This is a genomic window from Enterobacter cloacae complex sp. HYC003_NIDB, from assembly GCF_056673375.1.
Genome location: NZ_CP114220.1, coordinates 2,741,395 through 2,764,972, shown reverse-complemented (window position 1 = coordinate 2,764,972; position 23,578 = coordinate 2,741,395). Strand labels below are relative to the sequence as shown.

Below are 23,578 nucleotides of genomic sequence, written 5' to 3'. Positions count from 1 at the left end.
TATGTCTGGAGGATTAGTTACAGCCGCATACATTGTTGCTGCAATCCTGTTTATTTTCAGTCTGGCGGGGCTTTCCAAACACGAAACGTCTCAGCAGGGAAATAACTTTGGTATCGCCGGGATGGCGATTGCGCTGATTGCCACCATCTTTGGGCCGGACACCGGCAACGTGGCGTGGATCCTGGTGGCGATGATCATCGGCGGCGCGATTGGTATTCGTCTGGCGAAACGCGTTGAAATGACCGAGATGCCGGAGCTGGTTGCCATTCTGCACAGCTTCGTGGGTCTGGCGGCGGTGCTGGTGGGCTTCAACAGCTACCTGTACCACGAACCGGGCCTGGAGCCGATTCTGGTGAACATCCACCTGACCGAAGTGTTCCTCGGCATCTTCATCGGTGCGGTGACCTTCACCGGGTCGATTGTGGCGTTCGGCAAGCTGCGCGGGAAGATCTCTTCCAAACCGCTGATGCTGCCTAACCGCCACAAGCTGAACCTGGCGGCGCTGGTCGTTTCCTTTGTGCTGCTGGTGGTCTTCGTGCGTACCGAAAGCGTAGGCTTGCAGGTGCTGGCGTTACTGGTGATGACCATCATCGCGCTGGCCTTCGGCTGGCATCTGGTGGCGTCTATCGGCGGAGCAGATATGCCGGTGGTGGTTTCCATGCTGAACTCCTACTCCGGTTGGGCAGCGGCGGCGGCAGGCTTTATGCTGAGCAACGACCTGCTGATTGTCACCGGTGCGCTGGTCGGTTCTTCCGGTGCGATCCTGTCTTACATCATGTGTAAGGCGATGAACCGTTCGTTTATCAGCGTCATCGCGGGTGGCTTCGGTTCTGACGGCTCATCAACCGGTTCTGATGAGGAAGTGGGTGAACACCGTGAAATCAGCGCGGAAGACACCGCAGAGATGCTGAAAAACTCGCATTCCGTCATCATCACCCCAGGCTATGGCATGGCGGTGGCGCAGGCGCAGTATCCGGTGGCGGAAATCACCGAGAAACTCCGCGCGCGCGGCATCAAGGTTCGCTTTGGTATTCACCCGGTGGCGGGGCGTCTGCCAGGCCACATGAACGTGCTGCTGGCGGAAGCGAAGGTGCCTTACGACATTGTGCTGGAAATGGACGAGATCAACGATGATTTCGCCGACACCGACACCGTGTTGGTGATTGGCGCCAACGACACCGTTAACCCGGCGGCGCAGGACGACCCGCGTAGTCCGATTGCGGGTATGCCTGTTCTCGAAGTGTGGAAGGCGCAGAACGTCATTGTCTTCAAACGCTCTATGAACACCGGCTATGCTGGCGTGCAGAACCCGCTGTTCTTTAAAGATAACACCCACATGCTGTTTGGCGACGCCAAGGCCAGCGTGGATGCGATCCTGAAAGCGCTGTAATTGCGCTTCATCCTGACAAACCGCCCCCTGGGGCGGTTTTCTTATTTCTGCGGCCAGCTTTTCTCCTCTGTCTATACTTTACCCTTTGTGTAATACGAGGAGGTGTAATGCGATTTTTGTCCCGCTTCGACATCATCGAGCTGATGATGACGCCATCTTTCTGGATCGGCGTCGCCACGGTGGTTTTTGTGACTCTGCTGGTGTACTGGCTGCTGACGCGTCTGATCGCCTTCGTTAAGAAAGGGATCACTACCTGGGGCGACAAGCACCCCACCACCAACCGGATGCGTTTTATCCTGACGGATATGCTTAACCGCACCAGCCGCTTCCTGCTTTTTGTCGTGGCGCTGTTATTCAGCCTGCGTTTCGTCGACTTACCGGATCATCTCTTTGGTACCGTGAGCCACGCCTGGTTCCTGGTCTTCGCTATCCAGGTGGCGCTGTGGATGGATCAGGGGGTGGTGTCGTGGCTTCGTCACGTCATGCTGGCGCCGGGAAGCCATAAAAACCCGGTGACGCTGGTGATCACGGGGCTTATCCTCCGTGCCATAGTCTGGTCAGTGATGCTGCTGTCTATTCTTGCTAACGCGGGCGTCAACATCACTGCTCTGGTTGCCAGCCTTGGGGTAGGGGGTATTGCAATCGCCCTCGCGGTGCAAACGATCCTGAGCGACGTGTTTGCATCGCTTTCCATCGGTTTTGATAAGCCGTTCGAAATTGGTGATTTTGTGGTGTTTAACGATGTCGCCGGGACGGTAGAGCACATTGGCCTGAAAACCACCCGTATCCGCAGCCTGAGCGGGGAGCAGATTGTCTGCGGGAACGCCATTCTGCTGCAACAGACGCTGCATAACTACAAACGGATGCAAACGCGCCGGATCGTCTTTACCTTCGGGGTTGCCAGCGACACGGCGCCGGACAAACTGCGTTCAGTGGGTGATATGGTCAAACAGATCATTACCGACGTCGGGGAAACGAAGTTTGACCGCGCCCATTTCCTGGGCTTCGATCGCGATCGCCTGACCTTCGAGGTGGTCCATATCGTTAATACGGCGGACTACAACAAGTACATGGATATTCAGCAGGAGATCAATATCCGTATTCTGGAGGGGCTGAACCAGCAGGAGATCAAGCTGGCGCTGCCAAGCATGGTTCTGCACGCGCCCTGGATGAATGCCGGCGACGAGGCACCGACGCAGCGGTTGAGCGAAGCGTAATAAAAAAGCCCGCCGTTACCGGCGGGCTTTCATTTTGGGGTCAATCGTCTTCCTCATCGTCCAGTTCAACCGGCGTTTGATACTGATCCGGTTTGATGACCAGAAGGTCGCAGCGCAGGTGGTCAATCACCTGCTCGGCGGTATTTCCCAGGAACGCGGCAGAGATACCGGTCCGGCCAATGGTGCCCAGCACCACAATCCCGGCCTGCAAATGCTCCGCCAGATCCGGAATAACCTCTTCCGGTAACCCTTTTTCTACGTGCGTCATATTCTCATCGATACTGAATTTCTGGCGCAGCGCTTTCATGGCCAGCAGATGCTGACCGCGAATCGCGTCGTTATACACGCTCGGGTCAAATTCAGGCAACTCGATGGCGATATTGATTGGCGTAACCGGATAGGCACCCACCAGATGGACTTCGGTGTGGTTAACCTGGTCGGCAAGCTGGATGGTTTCCTTCACCAGCTTCTCGTTCAGCGAATTGTGATAATCCTCTTCGCTGGCCAGATTCACCGCCACGACGGCTTTCCCGCCCTCAGGCCATGGCTGATCTTTCACCATCCATACCGGGCAAGGGCATTTGCGCAGCAGGTGCCAGTCGGTTGGAGTGAAAATCACGGATTCCAGTTTGTCATGCTGGTGCGCCATTTTCAGCAGCAGGTCATGCCCACCGGCCACCACTTCCTGAATAATGGCTTCGAAAGGTCGGTTGTGCCAGACCACTTTGATATCAATCGGTACGCCCGCTTCCAGGTAATATTTCGCCTGCTCGCGGATCCACGCGGTACGCTGGCTGATCACTCCCTGACGCATAGCGGTGCGCTCGTCAGGCGACAGAAGGGTGGTCATCTCGTATGAGAAGTCATAAATCGGCAAAAAGGCTTTAATTTTGCCACCAATCCGTTGATGTAAATACACAGCACGTCGTAATGCCGGCTGATCGTCCTGATTAGGATCGATAGCCACCAGCATGTTTTGATACTTTGCCATACAGGTCTCCTTACTACTGTCACCACAGTCTGTAAGTAAAAGAGTAACCTATATATCTTGAATGAAACAGGGGGGAAGTTTTTGCCAGATCAATAATCATGAAAATTTATCGACCTGGCATAAGATATCCGGGAGAGTTATGCCACGTTACGTGAGTGACCCGCCAGAATGGCCAGCGCTTCACCGTTTTCGATGGTGATGTACTTACCTTTAACCGCCAGCATTCCGCTTTTCTGGAAGCGACCCAGCAGACGGCTAATGGTTTCCACGGTCAGGCCCAGATAGTTGCCAATATCGCCGCGCGTCATGGTCAGACGGAATTCACGCGGGGAGAAGCCACGCTCCGCGAAACGGCGGGAGAGGTTATAGATAAAGGCGGCCAGACGCTCTTCGGCATTCTTTTTGGAAAGCAGCAGGATCATATCCTGATCGCCTTTAATCTCACCGCTCATCAGACGCATCATCTGCTGACGCAGGTTCGGCATCTTACCGGACAGATCGTCCAGCGTCTCAAACGGAATTTCGCAGACCATAGAGGTTTCCAGCGCCTGAGCAAAGCTCGGGTGATGGCCACTGCCGATGGCGTCAAAGCCGACTAAATCGCCTGCCAGATGGAAGCCGGTGATCTGCTCGTCGCCCTGTTCGGTAATGGTGTAGCTTTTGATAGTGCCAGAACGGATAGCATAGAGCGATTTCAGTTCGTCTCCCGCCTTAAACAGCGTCTGCCCTTTCTGAATAGGCTTTTTGCGCTCGATGATATTGTCAAGCTGATCGAGTTCGTGCTCATTCAGAGTAAACGGGATACAGAGCTGGCTGATGCTGCAATCCTGGCAATGGATAGCACAACCGCCAGACTGAATGCGTCGTATAATTCGCTTTTCCGGGATCATAGGTTTGCTCAAGCCTTAATTGATATTGGTCAATTTTAACATCTTTTTGGTAAGGACGTAAGTCTGGCAAACCCCCAATAAAGACAAGAGACGGCAGCGTGTTGCCATCTCCTTGAAATTCCACAGAATGATTAAGGATTATGAACCTAACAGGAAGAAAATTAAGCACAAAAAGCCTGGGAATTACAGCAGAAAATACCCTTCGTGACGCAGCAGCCACTCTTTGCGCTGTACGCCCCCGGCATAGCCGGTGAGGGTGCCGTTGCGCCCGATCACGCGATGGCAAGGCACCACAATGCTGACGGGGTTAGAGCCATTTGCCGCACCGACCGCGCGCGCCGCGCCGGCACGGCCAAGCTGCTCTGCCAGCTGACCGTAGTGCATCACCTGCCCGCAGGGAATATTACGCAGCGCCTGCCACACCTCGCGCTGGAAAGGGGTGCCCGCCGTGGCAGTTGGCAGGGTATTAATAATGCTGAGATCGCCCTCGAAGTAGGCCGTCAGTTTATCGCTCAGCCCGCCAGGATTACGGGCAGTAATACGCTCGTAACCCTCGGCGCGATAATGGATGTTGAGCAGCTCAACCATCCGGTCGCTGTGCTCTTCCCATTCAACCGCGCGCAGATTGAACGCTTCATCCGCGATAACCCACAGCGGCCCCAGCGGCGTCGCAATCTTATCTTCGAGTAATCTCAGCATCAGTACTCCTTAGTTCAGCCTCGGGTAAACACCCGGTCCAATCGGCAGGCCGACAAGATACCATGCCACCAGCATCACCAGCCATACCCCTAAGAAGATAAGCGGATAGGGCAGAACCAGCGAATAGTAGGTACCCAGCTTAGCCTCCGGTCTGTAGCGTTGCAGGAAGCCTAAAAACAGCGGAACGAAGGGTGACACGGGCGCCAGCGGGATCACCGAGGAATCGGCGACACGGAACAGGATCTGGGCGAACGCAGGATGGAAGCCGAGCATCATAAACATGGGGACAAAGATGGGCGCCAGAATCGACCAGATGGCCGACCCGCTGGCAATAAACATGCACAGCAGGGACGACAGCAGCGCCAGGCCGACAAACGCCGGAACACCGCTCAACCCCGCCGCCTCCAGCGCGTCCGTCAGGCTCACGGCCATAAACTTGCCCATGTTGCTCCAGTTAAACATGGCGACAAACTGCGCCAGCGGGAACACCATCACGATAAAACCCGCCATCTCCTTCATCGGCTCGATCATCAGGTGCGGCAGATCTCCCTGACGGCGGATTTTGCCGGTGGCGATGCCGAACGCGAGCGAAACGACGAAGAAGAAGAGAATTATCAGCGGCACAATGCCCTGAATAAACGGCGAGGGCAGTACGGTGTGTTTGATCGGATCGCGCAGCACGCCATTTTCCGGCACCACCATCAGCGCCACCACCGCAATGAACGCCAGCGAGACGATCCCGGCTACGCGCAGGCCGAACTGCTGCTCTTTGCTCAGCGTCTCCAGCTTTTCATCGCTCCGGCCTTCCCATTTACCCAGGCGCGGCTCAATGATCTTATCGGTAATCAGCCCCCCGACAATCGTCAGGACAATCACCGAACTGGCCATAAAGTACCAGTTGTCGATCACGCTGACGTGCATAGTCGCATCGATGGTGCTGGCTGCCTCCGTACTGATGCCGGAGAGCAGCACATCGGTGGTCACGATAAGCAGGTTAGCGGTAAACCCACAGCCGACGCCCGCAATCGCCGACAGCAGGCCCGCAACAGGATGACGGCCAACGGCGAGGAAAATCAGCGCCCCCATCGGCGGCATGATCACCAGCGCCGCGTCGGACGAGATATGGCTGAAGAAGGCAATAAACAGCACCATATAGCTGGCATAACGCGCGCTGACGTGCGAGGCCATTTTCACCATCAGCGCGGGCAGCAGACCCACGCGTTCGGCCAGTCCCGCGCCTAACACCAGCGCCAGGATGGCGCCCAGCGGCGCAAAACCGCTGAAGTTTTTAATCACGTTCGGCAAAAACCAGTGCAACCCTTCAACGCTGAGCAGGTTTTTCACTGCCACCATGCTGCCGTCGGCCGGGCTGCGCACGCTCACATCAAAGGCGGACAGCACGGCCGTCGCGACCATCAGGATGACAATTAAATAGATAAAAAGCAGGAAAGGGTGCGGCACTTTATTGCCGATCCTTTCAACCCAGCCATAGAGCTTACCGGATGGGGAATGCGAAGGTATGGAAGACATACTCATGGGCGTTCCTCGGGACTGTTGTTGTGTTGTGTTGTGTTGTGTTGTGTTTTTTTATTTTAAAGGTGACGGTGTCACGCCCTGCGGGATCGGACACTCGTACGGTTTTTCTGTTATGTGTTGTTCGAACTCTTCCCGGCATTTTCGCAACAGGTCGGCATCCTGAAGCAGATGCAGCGCGGTCGCGCCCATCACTTTTCCGGCCAGCAACATGCCTTTATGGGCAATTGAGGTACGCCCCTGCGCCACTAATTGCCAGGTATGCAGTGGGGTGCCGACGGTAAAACAGGGGCTAAAGCACTGTGCAACAGGCATCTTCCAGCTGACATCCCCCACATCGGTGGAGCCTGCCAGCACGTTATCGGTGATGGCGTAAGGGGCAACTTCATCCACCAGCAGCGTCTCCTGATGGCGTCGGGCAAACGCTTTTCCCTCTTCGCCCCCCGTTGCGGCAATGTTTTTCAGGCTGTTTTGCAGGTCGTTTGCCGTGAGCGTGGCGCGGATTTCACGGGCAAATTCGCGTTCCTCTTCCGTCCAGGCCGGCGTGCCATAATGCTGCAATGCGTGGTACATCGCCGCTTCGAGCGTACGGTTCGGCAGATAGCTGGAGCAGGCTTTATCAAAGCGGCACTCGACGGTGGTTTCGGTCATCATCGCCGCACCCTGGGCGATTTTCTCGATGCGCGCGTAGATCTGCTGCGCATCGGCCATCTCCGGGGCGCGGATCAGGTACAGCACCTCGGCCTGGGCCTGTACCACGTTGGGCGAAATCCCGCCGGTATCGGTGATGGCGTAATGAACGCGCGCTTTTTCTATGATGTGTTCGTTGAGGAAGTTTGTACCGGTGGTCATCAGCGTCACGGCATCCAGCGCGCTGCGCCCCAGATGTGGGGAGTTTGCGGCATGAGCGGCGATCCCCTTAAACCGCCAGGCGGCCTGAATATTGGCCAGCGTGCTGACGTTAAACATCCCGGCAAAGGCCTCCGGGTGCCATGTCACGGCAGCGTCCACGTCGTCAAACAGCCCTTCACGTACCATAAAGGTTTTACCGGAGCCGCCTTCCTCGCCGGGGCAGCCGTAAAATCGTACCGTTCCGCTGCCGCCGTGTTGTTCCAGCCAGCTTTTCACCGCCACCGCCCCGGCGAAGGCAGCAGTGCCTAACAGGTTATGCCCGCAGCCGTGGCCGTTCGCCCCCGGGGTGGCGGATTGCGCCGTCGCGCAGTGCGCCTGCTGGCTTAGCCCGGCCAGGGCATCGTATTCGCCCAGAAGGGCGATAACGGGCTTGCCGCTGCCGTAGCTGGCAATAAAGGCATTGGGAATGCCTCCGGCTTCCCGCGTCAGGGCAAAGCCCTCGGCTTCCAGCGCACTGGCGAGCCGTTCGGCGGACCAGAACTCTTCGAAGCGCGTTTCGGGATGATCCCAGATGTCGTCGGCAATATCGGTAAACGTCTGACATCGCGTGTCGATGGCATCGGCGATAAAAGCGTAGTTCTCCTGCATTACACACCTCGCGTCCACGGGAAATTAAGCGCAGTTCGCGCCAGCGTTTCGATGGCAACGTTCATCACCTGCTCATCAAAATCGAATTTTTCGTTATGATGTCCGGCGCTCAGCTCGGTGCCGAAGACCATATACGACGCCATGCCGCCGTTCTGCTGAACGCGGGCCATCATCAGCGTGGCATCTTCGGAGCCCGCAGGCGCTGTCACCTTATCAATTGCATGCTCAATTCCGGAAACCTGGCTCGCCTGTTCGCGCAGATAAGCAACCCAGGCCGGCGTCGGCGCGCTGAAGGTGGCGGCACCCATCAGGCGTATTTCGGCGCTTACGCCGTAGAGCGCGGCCGCGCCGGTGATAACCGCCTGCGCGCGTTCAAAGACATACTGATTAATGGCTTCGGTTTCGCCGCGGGTTTCAACCTTGATCAGGGCATTGGCGGGCACCACGTTGCGTCCGCTACCTGCCTGCATCACCCCGACGTTGACGCGGGAGGCGCCTTCGCTGTGTGGCGCAATGCTGTGCAGGGCAAGTGCGGCCTGCGCGGCGGCGAGCAGAGCGTTACGTCCGTCCTCCGGCTTACCGCCCGCGTGTGCCGCAACGCCGGTAAAGTTCACGTCGAACTTGGTGGTGGCCATAAAGCTATCGCTGCCGCAGATCGCCGTTCCGGCAGGCACGCCGGTACCAATATGAATGGCGGTAAAATAATCCACGCCGTCCAGCGCCCCGGCGGCAACCATGGCGCGCGCGCCGCGGGTGCCTTCTTCGGCAGGCTGGAAAATTAGCTTGATGGTGCCGTTGAGCTGCGCTTCATTCTGCTTAAGCACCTGCGCCAGCCCCAGACCAATGGTGGTGTGGCCGTCGTGCGCGCAAGCATGCATCATTCCCGCATTGCAGGAGGCAAAACCGTCGCGGAAGGGGCGATGACTTTCGTCAAGCGCTTCGCTTAAATCAAGTGCATCCATGTCTACCCGAAACGCCAGCGTCGGGCCCGGACGTCCGGTATTCAGGGTCGCCACAATGCCGGTAAATCCGCCCTCAAACGGCGCCAGCCATTTCTCCGGCGCACCCTGCGCCCGGGCGCGGGCAAACTCTCGCGAAAGGGTGGCATCATCGGGCAGTCCCATACGGCTTTCGGCATCGACCACGTCGCGACCCATCGCCAGTTCGTAGCCCAGCGAGTCGAGGATTTCCGCGACTTTCGCAGCTGTTCGAAACTCTACCCAGCCGGATTCCGCAAAATGGTGAAAATCGCGACGCCATGCGATCAACTGGGGGGATAATGTCTGGATGTACTGTGCCAGTGTGTCCATATCTGCTCCTGTCATCATAAAAAATGTGAACTGCTTCACGTTGTGATAGTTTTTACTTATCACTAACCGTTTTTTCACAGTTTTAACCGTTCAGAAATTACCCTCGCATATACCTTTCCATTAAAGTAGATGACAGTTTCTTTACTCTGATAAACAACGGTTATCGGTTGAGCTATGTCATTTCAGATTAAATTTCATCAAATCCGGGCGTTTGTTGAAGTGGCGCGTCAGGGCAGCATTCGCGGTGCCAGCAGGACGTTAAATCTTTCCCAGCCGGCGCTGACCAAATCCATTAAAGAGCTGGAGGAGGGTATGGCGGCCCAGCTATTTGTGCGCCGGAGTAAAGGCGTCGCGCTGACCGAGTGCGGGGAAGGGTTTTATCACCGCGCTAATTTGATTCTGGAAGAGCTGCGTGCAGCGCAGGATGACATCCGCCAGCGACAGGGCGAGCTTGCCGGGCAGATCAATATTGGGATGGGAGCCAGCATTTCACGCAGCCTGATGCCGGCCGTCATTACGCGTTTTCATGCGCAGCATCCTCAGGTCAACGTCCGGATTATGGAAGGCCAGCTGGTGTCGATGATTAATGAATTACGTCAGGGTGAGCTGGACTTTACCATCAATACCTATTATCAGGGGCCGTACGATCACGAATTTACGTTTGAAAAGCTGTTCGAAAAGCCTTTTGCTGTATTTTGTCGGGCAGGGCATCCGGCGACAGGGGCGACCTCAATTAATGAGCTTTTGCAATATAACTGGACGATGCCTACGCCCCGGGGAAGTTATTATAAGCAGTTGCAGGATACTTTTAGCCATCGCTCTCAAATACCGCGAATTGGCGTTGTCTGTGAGACCTTTTCCTCCTGTATTAGCCTCGTCGCACAAAGCGATTTCATCAGCATTTTACCGCAGGAGCTGGGCTGCGATCCGCTTCTGGCGCACCGTCTGATAATGCTGCCGGTTGTCGAAACCCTGCCTAAAGCAGCATATTATTTAATTCAGCGTCGTGATTCTCGCCAGACACCGCTTGCCGAATCATTAATCACGCAGTTTCGAAGGGAAGCCAGGAAATTAATTTAATCAAAATAACAACAATAAAAAAATAGAGTCTGCCCGACATCAGACAGACTCCACAGTACACACAGTCGTGCGTCCTTTCGCGGATCCTACATGCATTATCCGTTGGGCAGGTTTATTAAGTTATAACAGCTTTTTCTTAAAAGAGAAGGACGTTGAGTGATTGATTTCACGATTTTTTAACGTAAATTATTTAATTAATTACGGCTGAAATTTAAGTTAAGGTTAGATTAAATTTATTGCGTCTGCGATTATCTGTTCCTTAAGCCATTATTTGAACCTGTGCCTGGATGATTGAGACCCGCAACGGGCGCAGGTATAGTACATCACTCAGATGTAGCCGGAGGATTTCCATGAACCCTGACGACAAATCACTTTTTCTTGACGCCATGGAGGATGTCCAGCCGCTCAAACGCTGCGCGGATATTCACTGGCAGCAGAGCCGCAACACGCGGGCGCGTCAGGAAATAGATACTGAGCAGCTCGATAACTTTCTGACGCTGGGGTTTCTGGAACTGTTGCCCCTTGCCGAGCCGCTCATGTACCAGCGCGAAGGGGTACAGCAGGGGGTATTTGATAAGCTGCGTTCCGGCAAATATTCCCGTCAGGCCAGCTTAACGCTGTTACGCCAGCCTGCGGAGCAATGCCGCCAGCTGGTCTATTCCTTTATTCGCCAGGCCGGACGTGACGGGCTACGCAACCTGATCATCGTGCATGGTAAAGGGCGTGAACAGCAGTCGCATCCTAACGTGGTGCGCAGCTATCTTGCGCGCTGGCTGACCGAGTTCGACGAAGTACAGGCCTTTTGCGAAGCGCAGCCGCATCACGGCGGCAGCGGAGCATGCTATGTCTCGTTGCGTAAGTCAGAGGATGCGAAGCGAGATAACTGGGAGCGCCACGCCAAGCGCAGCCGCTAATCAGGAAGGCGGGCGAGATGCCCGCCTGTCACTCAGAAGGTTTCCCAGTTCGCGTCAGCTGTATTCGCGCCTGCCGCTGACGGGCGCAGCAGTACGGGCGTTTTCACGTTTTTAGGGCGAGCCGCCAGCGATGCCTGAGCGTTCAGCCGGAATGCCGCCACGGCCTGACGCAGCTGTTCAGACTGATCTTCCAGCGCTGCCGCCGCCGTTGCCGACTCCTGTACCAGCGCGGCGTTTTGCTGTGTGACGCTGTCCATCTGCGAGACCGCCAGGCTGACCTGCTCTATACCGCGGCTCTGCTCGTCAGACGCCGAGGAAATCTCAGCCATAATATCGGTTACGCGCGTCACGGCCGCGACGATCTCTTTCATGGTCGCACCCGCCTCGCTCACCTGTTCCGAGCCGGTATTCACTCGGCTGACAGAGTTCTCGATAAGCCCTTTGATCTCTTTTGCCGCCTGCGCGCTGCGGCTGGCCAGCGTCCGTACTTCACCTGCCACGACCGCAAAGCCGCGACCTTGTTCCCCGGCACGGGCGGCTTCAACCGCCGCGTTGAGCGCCAGAATGTTGGTCTGGAAGGCAATGCTATCGATAACGCCGGTGATATGCGCAATTTGCTGAGAACTGTCGGCAATGTCATTCATGGTACGCACCACGTTATCCACCACCTGACCGCCGCGAGCGGCGGTTTCAGACGCATTCTTCGCCAGCAGCGTCGCCTGACGGGCGTTATCCGAGTTCTGTTTCACCGTGGCAGTCAGCTCTTCCATACTGGCGGCGGTCTCTTCCAGCGAGGCTGCCTGCTGCTCGGTTCGCGCGGAAAGGTCGTTACTCCCGGCGGCAATTTCTCCTGCGCCCGTGTAGATCGAATCGGTGCTGCCGCGCACGGCGCTGACGGTGCTCACCAGCGACTGCTGCATCTCGTGCAGACCAGCAGCCAGCTGGCCCATCTCGTTGCGCCCGGTAATCGCGACATTTTGCGTCAGATCGCCGCTCGCGATGGTGCGAATATGGTTCATGATGGCGTTGAGCGGTTTCAGGAGCAGGTGCTGTAAACCCTGCCAGATCACCACCAGCACGGCGATCACAGTCAGGAAGATCGCCGCCAGCGTCCACTGCATCTGGGTAAAGCTGCTCTGATTCTCTTCGGCGGCGGCTTTCAGCAGCACGTTGTTTTCAGCGCGCCAGCGGGTATAGACCGCCTCCATCTCATCCTGCGCCTGCTGGGCGTCCAGGTCGCCATAGGCCTGATAGTTATCGGCGCGCAGATACTCAATGGACAAGCGCATCACCTCGTGCATTTGCTTCCAGGCTTTCTGCATCTCTTCGGTAAGCGCGGCATTCTGGCCCTTCACCTGCGAAATCGCCTGCCAGTTTTTGTAATAGTCTTCGGCTTTGGTCAGCGAACCGTTCGCGGTGCCCAACAGCGTGTTGATTGCTGCGAGAGAGGCCGGATCGCGCTGGTTTTTCAGATAGCGGATCGCCACGCGGGTGACGGTAACGCGCGTTTTCACCAGCGTGTTCACGCTGTCGCTCAGGCTCTCCTGTTGGGCATTGAGTAACCCGGAGTTCTGAAAGTTGTGACGATCGTTGTTAACGGCAGAGTAGAACAACCCTCCCGTGACAACTTGCAGCAGACAGAATATGGTGAGGGCAAAGATAATACCGGTAATCACGTGCAGATTTTTCAGCATGGCGGTCATCCGTAAGAGAAGAGGCAGGGTTACATCAATACTATCGTCGTAGCGAATTTAAACTTTAATTTTACTATTGCTTAACTAATGGTTTCGTTGCGGAACCTGTTGTAAATCCGGATCATTTTTATGAGGAAGGTCAGCATGAGCAGCATAGATAAAAGCGGAACGTTCACGCTCGGAACGCGTACGGTTAAACGATTTGGCTATGGCGCGATGCAGCTTGCCGGGCCTGGCGTTTTTGGTCCGCCAAAAGACAAAAATGCGGCGCTGGCGGTGCTGCGTGAAGCGGTGGCGTCGGGTGTGAATCACATTGATACCAGCGATTTTTACGGACCTCATGTGACCAACCAGCTTATCTGCGAGGCGCTTCATCCGTACCGGGACGACCTTACGATTGTGACCAAGATCGGAGCCCGACGCGGCGAGGATGCCTCCTGGCTGCCGGCGTTTTCCGCGCAGGAGCTGACGCAGGCGGTGCATGACAACCTGCGTAACCTGAAGCGGGATGTGCTGGACGTGGTTAACCTGCGGATCATGTTTAGCACCCACGGACCGGCGGAAGGTTCGATTGCCGCGCCGCTGAGCACTCTTGCGGAGCTACAACAGCAGGGGCTGGTTCGCCATATTGGGCTGAGCAACGTCACCGCTTCGCAGGTCGCTGAAGCGCAGAAGATGGTTTCCGTGGTGTGTGTACAGAACATGTACAACGTTGTGAATCGCGGTGACGATGCGCTGGTCGATTCGCTGGCGCAGCAGGGGATTGCCTGGGTGCCGTTCTTCCCGCTGGGAGGTTTCACGCCACTGCAATCTTCCGGACTACAGGCGGTGGCGGATTCACTGGGCGCGACGCCGATGCAGGTGGCGCTGGCATGGCTGCTGCAACGCTCACCAAATATCCTCTTGATCCCGGGAACCTCGTCGGTGGCGCATCTGCGTGAAAACCTGGCGGCAGCCGATCTGGTATTGCCGCCTGAGGCGCTGGAGACGTTAAATTCGCTGGTGGGGTAATCCCGATGGCAGCAAAAGCCCGGAGGATTTTTCGGGCTTTTGCTGTTTATGATCCAATCTGACTTTTTTGGCGGTGAAGCGCTAATGCTTCCGCCACGATTTCCTGCTTACTTTTCCGTGTTTCATACGCAGTAATGCGGATGTACTCCATCAGCGCAGGATCGATGCGCGCGCTTAACATCCTGAGTTCGGCCTCCTTTGCGACACCGCGAGCAACACGCTTATCGGGATAATCACGGGCGGGCATAGAAAACGTCCTCCAAAAATTGTCTTGTTAATTTGTGCTGTAAAATATGCGTCAGTCTAAATAGAAAGTCAATGGATAGTGATTGTGCAGTGAAGCTAAGTTGTGTTTTGTGTATTTAGAAGTCATTAGTAAGTGATTTAATAGTGATGTTTTATGACGCGTTAAGCTTGCCCATACGTAAAAATTTACAAAGCAAATAATCTTCATTGCTATAGGGGGTTATAAGCGAAGCGGTTAAGGCGTAGCCAGCCGCTTACGCTGACATGGCTTGATCGATACCTCAGTTAAAACTACTGTATATAAAAACAGTATGGAGGTATTTATCATGATCTTTTTCAGACCCGCAGAGTTGCGTGAAATCGTTGCTATTCCACTTTTCAGCGACTTAGTACAGTGCGGCTTCCCCAGCCCGGCAGCGGATTATGTAGAGCGGCGTATCGATTTAAACGAGTTATTAGTCGCCCATCCCAGCTCCACTTACTTTGTCAAAGCCGCCGGTGACTCGATGATAGAAGGGGGGATCAATAACGGTGATTTGCTGGTGGTGGACAGTTCCCGCAAGCCTGAGCATGGCGATATCGTGATTGCGGCGGTAGAGGGCGAATTTACCGTGAAGCGCCTCCAGTTGCGTCCCAATATTCAACTCAACCCCATGAACAGCGCCTATTCACCGATTATTGTCGGCAGCGACGATACGCTCGATATCTTTGGTGTAGTGACGTATATCGTGAAATCCGCGAGCTGATCGTGTTTGTGAAGCTTAATTAATAGGCAATAAGTTAATTCTCATCATGCAAAAATCTTACGTTATCCGGGCTGTCTTGTCAGCAAACCTGATATTCATCGCATAAGCCGGAACTGACTGGTCAAATATTCTGGTATTGGCGAATTACAGAGTGATATCCCATTTTTTTATTTTGTTATGTTCCTGCACTTTAGTGAGTTTTCTTTTCTTCCGACAGAATACATTTTGTCTACATTATAATTTTAACTTATGATTCGCACACGAACAATCGATGTTATGCAGGGTTTTAGCATCGTGGCAGTCAATAAAACCCTGCTGTTATAAAGTAATCAGGAGATTCATTTTTATGTCAGACAATAATCCCCGCCCATCCGGCTGGTTAGGCCCGTGGTGCCTGCTGGTGGGTGTGATACTTCTTGTAACGGGGCTCTTTTTTGCCATCGGCGGTTTTAAACTGGTTTCCCTGGGGGGGAGTTGGTATTTTCTCATCGCCGGGGTTATCACTCTGCTCTCTGCGATTCAGTTCTTCCGCCGCAAGTCCTCTGCCGTGGGGCTGTTTGCCCTGGTGTTTCTTGGTACCCTGATTTGGGCATTTTTCGATGCCGGGCTCGACTTCTGGCCGCTGGTTTCCCGTTTAATGGTACCCGCCGGGCTGATGGTGCTGGCAGCCGCCACCTGGCCTGCATTGCGTAAACGTGAAGGAAAACCGTCCTGCGTAAAAGGGGCCCTGGGGGTCTGCGCGGTCCTTATTGTCGCCATGGGCGTCACCTTTGTTCAGATGTTTCAACCCCATCCGACCGTGCCGTTTAGCGGTGAAAAACGCCCGCTGGTGCCGGTAAAAGATGATGCGAAACAGCAGAACTGGGATCACTACGGTAATACGGCTGGCGGTAGTCGCTTTGTGGCGCTGGACCAGATAACCCGTGACAACGTGAAAAACCTGAAACCGGTCTGGACCTACCATACCGGTGACGTACCGGAAAGTCCGGACGGCAATGGCGCAGAAGATCAGCAAACGCCGCTACAGGTTGGCGATCGTGTCTTCCTCTGTACGCCGCATAACAACGTGATCGCCGTGGATGCCGATAGCGGGAAAGAGATCTGGAAAGCGGAAATCAACGCCAGGTCTGCAATCTGGATGCGCTGCCGTGGTCTGGCGTACTTTGATGCCACCAAACCGCTGGCGCAGCCAACGGTAGCCGGCTCCACGCCGGTTCTGCCAGCGCAGGTGGCACCGGGCGCTGCATGCCAGCGTCGTATCCTGATGAACACCATCGACGGTAAGCTGATCGCGTTAGACGCCGATAACGGCAAGTTCTGCCCGGACTTCGGTACTAACGGCAGCGTTAACCTGCATGAAGGGATGGGCGACGCGTCAGATCCCACCTACGTGCTGACGTCGGCCCCGACGCTGGCGGGTACGACGGTTGTCGTTGGCGGCCGCGTTGCGGATAACGTCAGCACCGATATGCCGGGAGGCGTTATACGTGGTTATGACGTGATCACCGGCCAGCTGCGCTGGGCGTTCGACCCGCGTAATCCGGATCCGAACTATGTTCTGAAGCCGGGTGAACACTACAAACGTAGCTCTGCAAACTCCTGGGCCCCTATGTCCTGGGATGCGTCGATGAATACCGTGTTTATCCCGATGGGAAGTTCCTCTGTCGACCTGTGGGGCGCTGACCGTATTCCGGAAGATCACAAATACGCCACCTCAATCCTCGCGCTGGATGCGACTACCGGGAAAGAGAAGTGGGTATACCAGACCGTTCATAACGACCTCTGGGATTTCGATATCCCGATGCAGCCGAGCCTGGTTGATTTCCCGACGAAAGAGGGCAACAAGCCCGCGGTGGTGGTGGGCACCAAAGCGGGGCAAATTTACGTTCTTGATCGCCTGACGGGTAAACCGCTCACTGAAGTGAAAGAGGTTCCGGTAAAACCAGCGGATATTCCACGTGAACAGTACCCGGCAACGCAGCCGCGCTCTGTGGGAATGCCGCAGATTGGCGCGGAAACCCTGAAAGAATCGGATATGTGGGGGGCGACGCCGTTTGACCAGCTGGCCTGCCGTATCAGCTTCAAATCAATGCGTTATGACGGTCTGTACACGATGCCGGGAACCGATATTTCCCTGAGCTTCCCGGGCTCGCTGGGGGGAATGAACTGGGGCAGCTTGTCCACCGATCCGAACAACCAGTACATCTTCGTCAACGACATGCGTCTGGGTCTGTGGGTCCAGCTGATTAAACAAGATCCGCAGAGCGCGGTGGCAAACACGGGCGGTGAAGCCGTGAACGCCGGGATGGGCGCCGTTCCGATGAAAGGAACGCCGTATTCGGTCAACAAAAACCGTTTCATGTCACCGCTGGGCATTCCGTGCCAGAAACCACCGTTTGGCTCCCTCTCCGCAATTGACCTGAAAACGCAGAAAATCGTCTGGCAGGTGCCGGTCGGTACCGTTCAGGATACCGGTCCGTTTGGGATAAAAATGCGCATGCCAATGCCTGTCGGTATGCCGACGCTGGGCGGTACGCTGGCCACGCAGGGCGGTCTGGTCTTCATTGCGGGAACCCAGGATTACTACCTGCGCGCCTTTGATTCCTCCACGGGGGAAGAAGTGTGGAAAGCGCGTCTCCCGGTGGGTAGCCAGGGCGGACCTGTCAGCTATGTATCACCGAAAACCGGCAAACAGTACATTCTGATCTCTGCCGGCGGTGCACGCCAGTCGCCGGATCGTGGTGACTACGTGATTGCCTACGCGCTGGATAAATAACAGCGAAATAAGCAGCCCGGCCCCGTCGTAGTACGGGGCTTTTTTTTGACTAAAAACTACGCACAGGAAGAAAGCGCCGGTTCCGGTCAGCCCGTGAAAAGCACCCGCCAGCGTCGGCGACGGCGAGTCATCTCGCGCCATAGCGCGACTATCTCGTCAGGTTGCAGGGCATCAATAGCCTGCGGCGTTAACACCGGCAAACCATAGCGCTGGCGCAGGGCGGCCACTGCCGTGGCGCTGGCATCCATCGGTGAGCGGATCTGCGTCGCCAGCTGCTGTCGCAACATGCTGAACGCTGCCTCATCGCACGGCGTCAGCTCACGCAAAAATCGTTTGCAGCAACCCAACAGGTTCACGGGAGAACGGTCAGGCGACTGTAACGCCAGCAACAGGCCATCGCGATCGGCAATACGCTGATAACGACAGCTGACCACGTAGCCAATCTGCTGTTCCACGCGCAGGCGCTGGAAAAATTGCGGTTCGCAGCATAACGCCAGCAGCCGCAGCGCGGCGAGCGACGCGCCCGGCGGCAGGGGAATAAACACCAGCAGCGCCGAATCCGCGCTGGCGTGCGGGATGTGTTCGATCCCGCCGGGACAACCGCTTAACGGCAACGGCTTAGCGTTAACCGGCACCCGGAGCAGGCCAAGCTGCCGGGCTAACCCGTGCGCGTGTCCGGCGCTGCCGCCAACTAACGCCGCCAGCCAGCCGTACCGTGGCGGGTCCGATGCCAGACGTTCAGGCAATTGCTGAAGCAGCTCACGGATGGCAATGCCTTCTGGCGCTGGCGTAATAGCAGGTGCGGGGTGGGAGAGGCGATCGATTATCGCCCCGATGATGGGTTCCGCCGTCACCATGGCGTCAGGAAGCCGCAGGGTGAGCTGCCAGCTACCGTCAACCGTTTGCCACTCGCCGCTGCCGTCGATATGGCGCAGTTCAGCAAGAAGAGGGCGTAACTGTTTGCCCATCGCCACCCCCTGAGACCTGTTCACGCGCGAATAAAAAGGCCTGCGCAGGATCAGCGTCGGCGGTTGTGTCTGCGCCGACAAATGCAGCAGTGGAGCGGCTTCTGACGTCGGGGCTGGCGCAGCATACCTGGCAGTCTGCGGGTAGAAGGAAAACGCGATGGGGCTATCATCTGCAACCGGCTGGCGACGCCAATGGCTAAGCGGCAGGGTAAAACCCTGGCTGGCAATAATTTCAGCGGTTTCCATTTTTTTGCAGGCCAGATACGAGACTGGCGCCGCCAGTAAGTCAGCACAGAAGGCGGAAAAACCTACGGGCGCCGCGCCGGGCGCAAAACCAAATGCCCGCTGACGCAGCTGCTCCAGCGTCGGCAGGGCGCTGAAACGCTGCTGTGCCAGCCGATAATAATGCCGCTGCTGCTCATCCGTCGTTTGCTGTAGCGCCCGTAGCCAGTGGGTAATATGCGGGTCAATGTCCTCGGGCCGTTCGCTATCAACCGTTAGCGCCAGCCAGCCGTAATCGTCATCCTGATAAAGCCAGTTCAGGGCTACCTCTTCTGCCAGCCCGCGCGCCCGTAGCCCGGCAATCAGGCTTCCGGGGGCGTCGTCCAGTAAAAACTCCCGAAATAAAGTGACGCTGTCACTTTTTCGGATTAACGGACAACGCCACAGTGCGGGTCGCTCCGTTACCGCCAGCTGATAATCTGCTTCAGCGCTGAGACGCAACGGGGGAGCGGTTTCAGGCATGCCTCCTGACGCAAAATCTGACGCAAACGTATGGGCAAGCTCGGCCAGCACATCCAGCGTTTGCGGCCCTTGCAGCCACAATTGCAGGTGTCCTGCCACATAATAGCGACGATGAAAGTCGAGCAACGCGGCTTGCAGCGATCCCGGGTCCTGCTCGAGAGACTCCTTGCTACCCACCTGAAAACGGCGAAAAACCGCGGGTTCTTCCATCGCGTGGCGCGCCGCCGCTTCGCGCCGGGCGGAATCATGTTGCTGGATGAGCCGGTTTTCCGCATCAATGACCGCCACTTCGCGCTGTATGTCATGCGGTGAAAGCAGCGGCGCCTGCAACATATCCCGCAGCCGCGCGACGCCGTTGGACAGGTTATCGGCGGCAACGTCGAAGAAAAAAGCGCTATGGCGTGCCAGCGTGGTGGCATTGACGCTGCCGCCCTGGCGCTGGACCCAGGCCATGAGTCGATCATCGCCCTGATAGCGCTGGCTACCGCGGAACAGCAGGTGCTCAAGCAAATGCGCAAGACCGGCGAAGCGCGGTGGCTCGTGATGGCTTCCGGCACTCACGCGCGCCAGCGCCGCCGCGCGTGTCGCCTGCGGCTGATGCACCAGCGTTGCGCGCAAACCGCCTGCCAGTTCCACGATGCGGGTGGTCATTATCGTTACAGTTCCCGGGTTTTATAGATAAGCTGAGAACGGGTACGGTTGCGGAACTGAAGCTGACCGATCTTCATATCACTACAGGCTGCTTCGCGTCGCGCCTCGAGGATTTTATGATGATGCGGCGATTTGCTGCACACCGGATCGGCGTTATCCGCATTCCCGGTGAGCATAAAGGCCTGGCAGCGGCAGCCGCCGAAGTCCTTCTCCTTTTCATCGCAGGAGCGGCACGGCTCCGGCATCCAGTCAAACCCGCGATAGCGGTTGAAGCCGAAAGAGTCATACCAGATGGATTCCAGGCTCTGCTCAAGCACCGACGGGAAATCCACCGGCAGCTGGCGCGCGCTGTGGCAGGGCAGCGCCGTGCCTTCCGGGGTCACGCTGAGGAAAATCGACCCCCAGCCGCCCATACAGCCTTTTGGCCGCTCTTCGTAATAATCGGGGGTGACGAACAGCAGGTTGGTCAGATTGCCGCTGGCGGCCATTTTTTGCCGATATTCGGCAACCACGCGTTCCGCGCGGGCGATCTGTTCCCGCGTCGGCAGAAGCCCCTGACGATTAAGGAACGCCCAACCGTAGAACTGGCAGGTGGCAAGTTCGACATCGTCGGCGTCCAGTTCGATGCACAGCTCGATGATTTTATCGATCTGATCGATATTATGCCGGTGCAGGACGAAATTCAGCACCATCGGGTAATCACGGGCTTTGACCGCTTTGGCCATCGCCAGCTTCTGCTGGAAGGCTTTTTTATTCCCCGCCAGCGCAGCGTTGAGCACTTCATCGCTGGCCTGGAAGCTAATCTGGATATGGTCCAGACCGGCCTCGCTGAACGCGTCGAGTTTGCTTTCCGTCAGGCCAATTCCCGAGGTGATCAGGTTGGTATAAAAACCGAGATCGCGGGCGGCGCGGATCAGCTCCGGCAGATCTTTACGCGTCAACGGTTCGCCGCCTGAAAAACCTATCTGCACGCTGCCCATCGCCCGCGCCTGGCGGAAAACCTCAATCCACTGTTCGGTGGTCAGCTCCTGATCCTGCCGGGCGAAGTCCAGCGGGTTAGAGCAGTAAGGACACTGTAGCGGACAGCGATAGGTCAGCTCCGCCAGCAGCCACAGCGGTGGATTGACGGCGGGTTTATTCTGGCTCACGGAAAATAATCCACTTCTGTTGATAAGCGATTTGCAGGAATTCTACGACGTCGTCATCCACGCCGCCGGCTTCCGGGAACCGTTCGTTGAGTATGGCAATGATGGCCGCCGCGTCGCGTTGGCCATCGACCAGTTCGAGGATCGCGGCCGCGGTCTCATTGAGTTTAGCCATGCCTTCCGGATAGAGGATGACATGGCTGTCCTGAGCGGCTTCCCATTGCAGGCGATAGCCGCGACGAAAGGCGACGATGGAGTTTTTTTGCATGCTTATACCAGTCGGGTTGTGTGCCAGGCCGCTTTGTCGGTGACCGTGTGATAAGGCGGACGCTGTAGCGCGTAGGCCATGGTCATCGCGTCGAGCATCGACCACAGGATATCGAGTTTGAACTGAAGGATCTCCAGCATCCGATTCTGCTTTTCCGCGCTATCGCAGTAACGCTTCGCCAGCTCCAGACCGTGTTCAACGTCGCGGCTGGCCTGGCTGAGGCGGCTGCGGAAATAAAAATAGCCTTCCTCTTTGATCCACGGGTAGTGCTGTGGCCAGCTGTCGAGACGCGACTGATGGATTTGCGGGGCGAACAGTTCGGTGAGCGAGCTGCATGCCGCCTCCTGCCAGTTGGCGCGGCGGGCGAAGTTAACGTAAGCGTCGACGGCGAAACGGACGCCGGGCAGCACGTGGCGTTCGCTGATTAAGTCCTCGCGGCTGAGCCCCACGGCTTCGCCCAGCTGTAGCCAGGCTTCGATACCGCCGTCATGACCGTTGCTACCGTCGTGATCGAGGATCCGCTGCACCCATTTGCGACGCGTGTGCGGATCCGGGCAGTTCGCCATAATTGCCGCGTCTTTCAGCGGGATCGTCGTCTGGTAGTAAAACCGGTTCGCCACCCAGCCCTGGATCTGCTCGCGGCTGGCCTCGCCGTTATGCATCGCGATATGGTACGGATGGTGAATATGATAGTAGGCGCCTTTCGCCCGAAGGGCGTGCTCAAACTCTTGCGGCGAGAGCGTTTCGCGAATGTGCATAGTTAGTCCTGAAGCGTGATGTTCATCCCGTCCCAGCTCACTTCTATTCCCTGCTGCGCAAGGGCGTGACGCTGCGGCGACTGCTCGTTAAGGATCGGGTTGGTGTTATTAATGTGGATCAGAATCTTGCGCTTTGCCGGCAGCGAGGCCAGCAGCGCCATCATGCCGTGTTCATCGCCGAGCGCCAGATGGCCCATGTCGCGGCCGGTATTGCGTCCGACGCCGGTGGCCTGGAGTTCATCGTCCTGCCAGACGGTGCCGTCAATCAGCAGACAGTCCGCTTTTTTAAGCCACGGCAGGATGGTGTCATCGGGTTCACCGAGACCCGGTGCGTAGAACAGCGTCTGACCGTTGCGGCGGTTTTCGATAAACAGCGCCACGTTATGCCCCGGCAGCGGGCGGTCGCGCCACGGCGAATAGGGCGGTGCGTTACTGGCGATGGGGACAGCGGTAAACTGCAAATCAGGGCAGGCTTCCACGCTAAAGGCGGTGAGCGGCGCGATCGGGTGGTGAATCAGGCCACCGTTCCAGTGCCGGAGCATGGTAAAAATCGGGAATCCGCTGGAAAGATCTTCATGCACCTCCGGCGTACACCATACCTGATGCGGGCACCCTTCGCGCAGGCTGAGCAGCCCGGTGGTGTGGTCAATCTGGCTATCGGTGAGAATAATGCCGCCAATATGTGTGCCGCGCAGAACCTCTTTCTTATTCAGTTCTGGCGTATGGGCAATCTGCTGGCTGATATCGGGGGAGGCGTTACACAGCACCCACTCTTTGCCGTTATCGCTGACGATGATCGACGACTGGGTGCGAGGGGTCGCCTGAAGGGTACCGTCGCGCAAACCCTGACAGTTGGCGCAGTTACAGTTCCACTGGGGGAAACCACCGCCAGCGGCGGAACCGAGGACTTTAATAAACATGAAGATGGGCCAGGTAGTCAAACAAAAATGCCCGCACGGATGGCGGGCAGAGCGATTAGCGGTTGGAAATGTACAGGGTCACTTCCAGGCCAAGACGTAAATCAATAAAAGCAGGTTTCTTCCACAT

Annotated in this window: 21 protein-coding genes; 7 read left to right on the top strand and 14 right to left on the bottom strand. The window is 56.6% G+C overall.

Going from position 1 to position 23,578, the window contains the following annotated elements:
• The first annotated feature begins 1 nt into the window (after position 1).
• Together pntB and O1722_RS13125 are read left to right on the top strand one after the other, a co-directional pair.
• Positions 2-1,390, top strand: coding sequence for a Re/Si-specific NAD(P)(+) transhydrogenase subunit beta (gene pntB / locus O1722_RS13130; protein ID WP_003857541.1), 1,389 nt, complete (start codon positions 2-4; stop codon positions 1,388-1,390).
• A gap of 107 nt (positions 1,391-1,497) precedes the next feature.
• Entirely contained in the window at positions 1,498-2,607 is a 1,110-nt protein-coding gene (locus tag O1722_RS13125) for a mechanosensitive ion channel family protein (protein ID WP_017694101.1), read from the top strand.
• Between the two features lie 40 nt (positions 2,608-2,647).
• Here the strand turns inward: O1722_RS13125 and uspE are convergent, their stop codons facing one another.
• From uspE to O1722_RS13095, 6 genes are all read right to left on the bottom strand, one after another.
• Positions 2,648-3,598, bottom strand: coding sequence for a universal stress protein UspE (uspE, locus tag O1722_RS13120; protein ID WP_006808916.1), 951 nt, complete (start codon positions 3,596-3,598; stop codon positions 2,648-2,650).
• Between the two features lie 137 nt (positions 3,599-3,735).
• Positions 3,736-4,488, bottom strand: coding sequence for a fumarate/nitrate reduction transcriptional regulator Fnr (gene fnr / locus O1722_RS13115; RefSeq protein WP_000611906.1), 753 nt, complete (start codon positions 4,486-4,488; stop codon positions 3,736-3,738).
• Between the two features lie 183 nt (positions 4,489-4,671).
• The gene (gene ogt / locus O1722_RS13110; RefSeq protein WP_015570643.1) at positions 4,672-5,187 is read right to left on the bottom strand and encodes a methylated-DNA--[protein]-cysteine S-methyltransferase; all 516 of its coding nucleotides are present in this window, start codon (positions 5,185-5,187) and stop codon (positions 4,672-4,674) included.
• Between the two features lie 9 nt (positions 5,188-5,196).
• A complete protein-coding gene (gene abgT, locus O1722_RS13105) occupies positions 5,197-6,723 on the bottom strand; it encodes a p-aminobenzoyl-glutamate transporter (protein WP_017694100.1) in 1,527 nt (508 codons plus the stop codon).
• A gap of 51 nt (positions 6,724-6,774) precedes the next feature.
• Positions 6,775-8,220, bottom strand: a complete 1,446-nt coding sequence (locus O1722_RS13100) for a M20 family metallopeptidase (protein WP_033487077.1) — start codon at positions 8,218-8,220, stop codon at positions 6,775-6,777.
• On the bottom strand, positions 8,220-9,530 hold the full coding sequence (locus tag O1722_RS13095; protein ID WP_032671083.1) for a M20 family metallo-hydrolase: 1,311 nt from the start codon (positions 9,528-9,530) through the stop codon (positions 8,220-8,222). Before O1722_RS13095 ends, O1722_RS13100 begins: the two co-directional genes overlap by 1 nt.
• A gap of 174 nt (positions 9,531-9,704) precedes the next feature.
• Between O1722_RS13095 and O1722_RS13090 the strand changes: the two genes are divergently transcribed.
• Positions 9,705-10,610: a LysR family transcriptional regulator gene (locus tag O1722_RS13090; protein WP_032648168.1), complete on the top strand. Its 906-nt coding sequence runs from the start codon at positions 9,705-9,707 to the stop codon at positions 10,608-10,610.
• Between the two features lie 350 nt (positions 10,611-10,960).
• On the top strand, positions 10,961-11,524 hold the full coding sequence (smrA, locus tag O1722_RS13085; RefSeq protein ID WP_015570640.1) for a DNA endonuclease SmrA: 564 nt from the start codon (positions 10,961-10,963) through the stop codon (positions 11,522-11,524).
• Positions 11,525-11,556: 32 nt separating this feature from the next.
• On the opposite strand, the gene tcp is transcribed toward smrA, so the two are convergent.
• Complete coding sequence (tcp, locus tag O1722_RS13080; RefSeq protein WP_017384568.1) at positions 11,557-13,218, bottom strand: methyl-accepting chemotaxis citrate transducer; 1,662 nt, start codon at positions 13,216-13,218, stop codon at positions 11,557-11,559.
• 144 nt (positions 13,219-13,362) lie between these two features.
• Here tcp and O1722_RS13075 point away from each other — a divergent pair, with 144 nt between their 5' ends.
• Positions 13,363-14,229: an aldo/keto reductase family oxidoreductase gene (locus tag O1722_RS13075; RefSeq protein WP_023296516.1), complete on the top strand. Its 867-nt coding sequence runs from the start codon at positions 13,363-13,365 to the stop codon at positions 14,227-14,229.
• Positions 14,230-14,275: 46 nt separating this feature from the next.
• Here O1722_RS13075 and O1722_RS13070 read toward each other — a convergent pair whose 3' ends face one another.
• Positions 14,276-14,476, bottom strand: coding sequence for a hypothetical protein (locus O1722_RS13070; protein WP_032670025.1), 201 nt, complete (start codon positions 14,474-14,476; stop codon positions 14,276-14,278).
• A gap of 325 nt (positions 14,477-14,801) precedes the next feature.
• Between O1722_RS13070 and O1722_RS13065 the strand changes: the two genes are divergently transcribed.
• Both O1722_RS13065 and O1722_RS13060 read left to right on the top strand, forming a co-directional pair.
• Positions 14,802-15,221, top strand: a complete 420-nt coding sequence (locus tag O1722_RS13065; RefSeq protein WP_003857514.1) for a translesion error-prone DNA polymerase V autoproteolytic subunit — start codon at positions 14,802-14,804, stop codon at positions 15,219-15,221.
• A gap of 346 nt (positions 15,222-15,567) precedes the next feature.
• Positions 15,568-17,997, top strand: coding sequence for a glucose/quinate/shikimate family membrane-bound PQQ-dependent dehydrogenase (locus O1722_RS13060; protein ID WP_033487076.1), 2,430 nt, complete (start codon positions 15,568-15,570; stop codon positions 17,995-17,997).
• Between the two features lie 86 nt (positions 17,998-18,083).
• Here the strand turns inward: O1722_RS13060 and pqqF are convergent, their stop codons facing one another.
• Genes pqqF through pqqA form a run of 6 tightly spaced genes read right to left on the bottom strand, consistent with a single transcriptional unit; the run spans position 18,084 to position 23,578 of the window.
• Entirely contained in the window at positions 18,084-20,360 is a 2,277-nt protein-coding gene (gene pqqF, locus O1722_RS13055) for a pyrroloquinoline quinone biosynthesis protein PqqF (protein ID WP_100151270.1), read from the bottom strand.
• 5 nt (positions 20,361-20,365) lie between these two features.
• Positions 20,366-21,508, bottom strand: a complete 1,143-nt coding sequence (gene pqqE / locus O1722_RS13050) for a pyrroloquinoline quinone biosynthesis protein PqqE (protein ID WP_022651046.1) — start codon at positions 21,506-21,508, stop codon at positions 20,366-20,368.
• On the bottom strand, positions 21,495-21,773 hold the full coding sequence (gene pqqD / locus O1722_RS13045) for a pyrroloquinoline quinone biosynthesis peptide chaperone PqqD (protein ID WP_003857508.1): 279 nt from the start codon (positions 21,771-21,773) through the stop codon (positions 21,495-21,497). The genes pqqE and pqqD overlap by 14 nt, the downstream gene beginning before the upstream one ends.
• Positions 21,774-21,775: 2 nt before the next feature.
• On the bottom strand, positions 21,776-22,531 hold the full coding sequence (gene pqqC, locus O1722_RS13040; protein WP_003857506.1) for a pyrroloquinoline-quinone synthase PqqC: 756 nt from the start codon (positions 22,529-22,531) through the stop codon (positions 21,776-21,778).
• Positions 22,532-22,533: 2 nt separating this feature from the next.
• Positions 22,534-23,451: a pyrroloquinoline quinone biosynthesis protein PqqB gene (pqqB, locus tag O1722_RS13035; RefSeq protein WP_017384563.1), complete on the bottom strand. Its 918-nt coding sequence runs from the start codon at positions 23,449-23,451 to the stop codon at positions 22,534-22,536.
• A 55-nt stretch (positions 23,452-23,506) separates the two neighbouring features.
• Positions 23,507-23,578, bottom strand: a complete 72-nt coding sequence (gene pqqA, locus O1722_RS13030; RefSeq protein ID WP_002905689.1) for a pyrroloquinoline quinone precursor peptide PqqA — start codon at positions 23,576-23,578, stop codon at positions 23,507-23,509.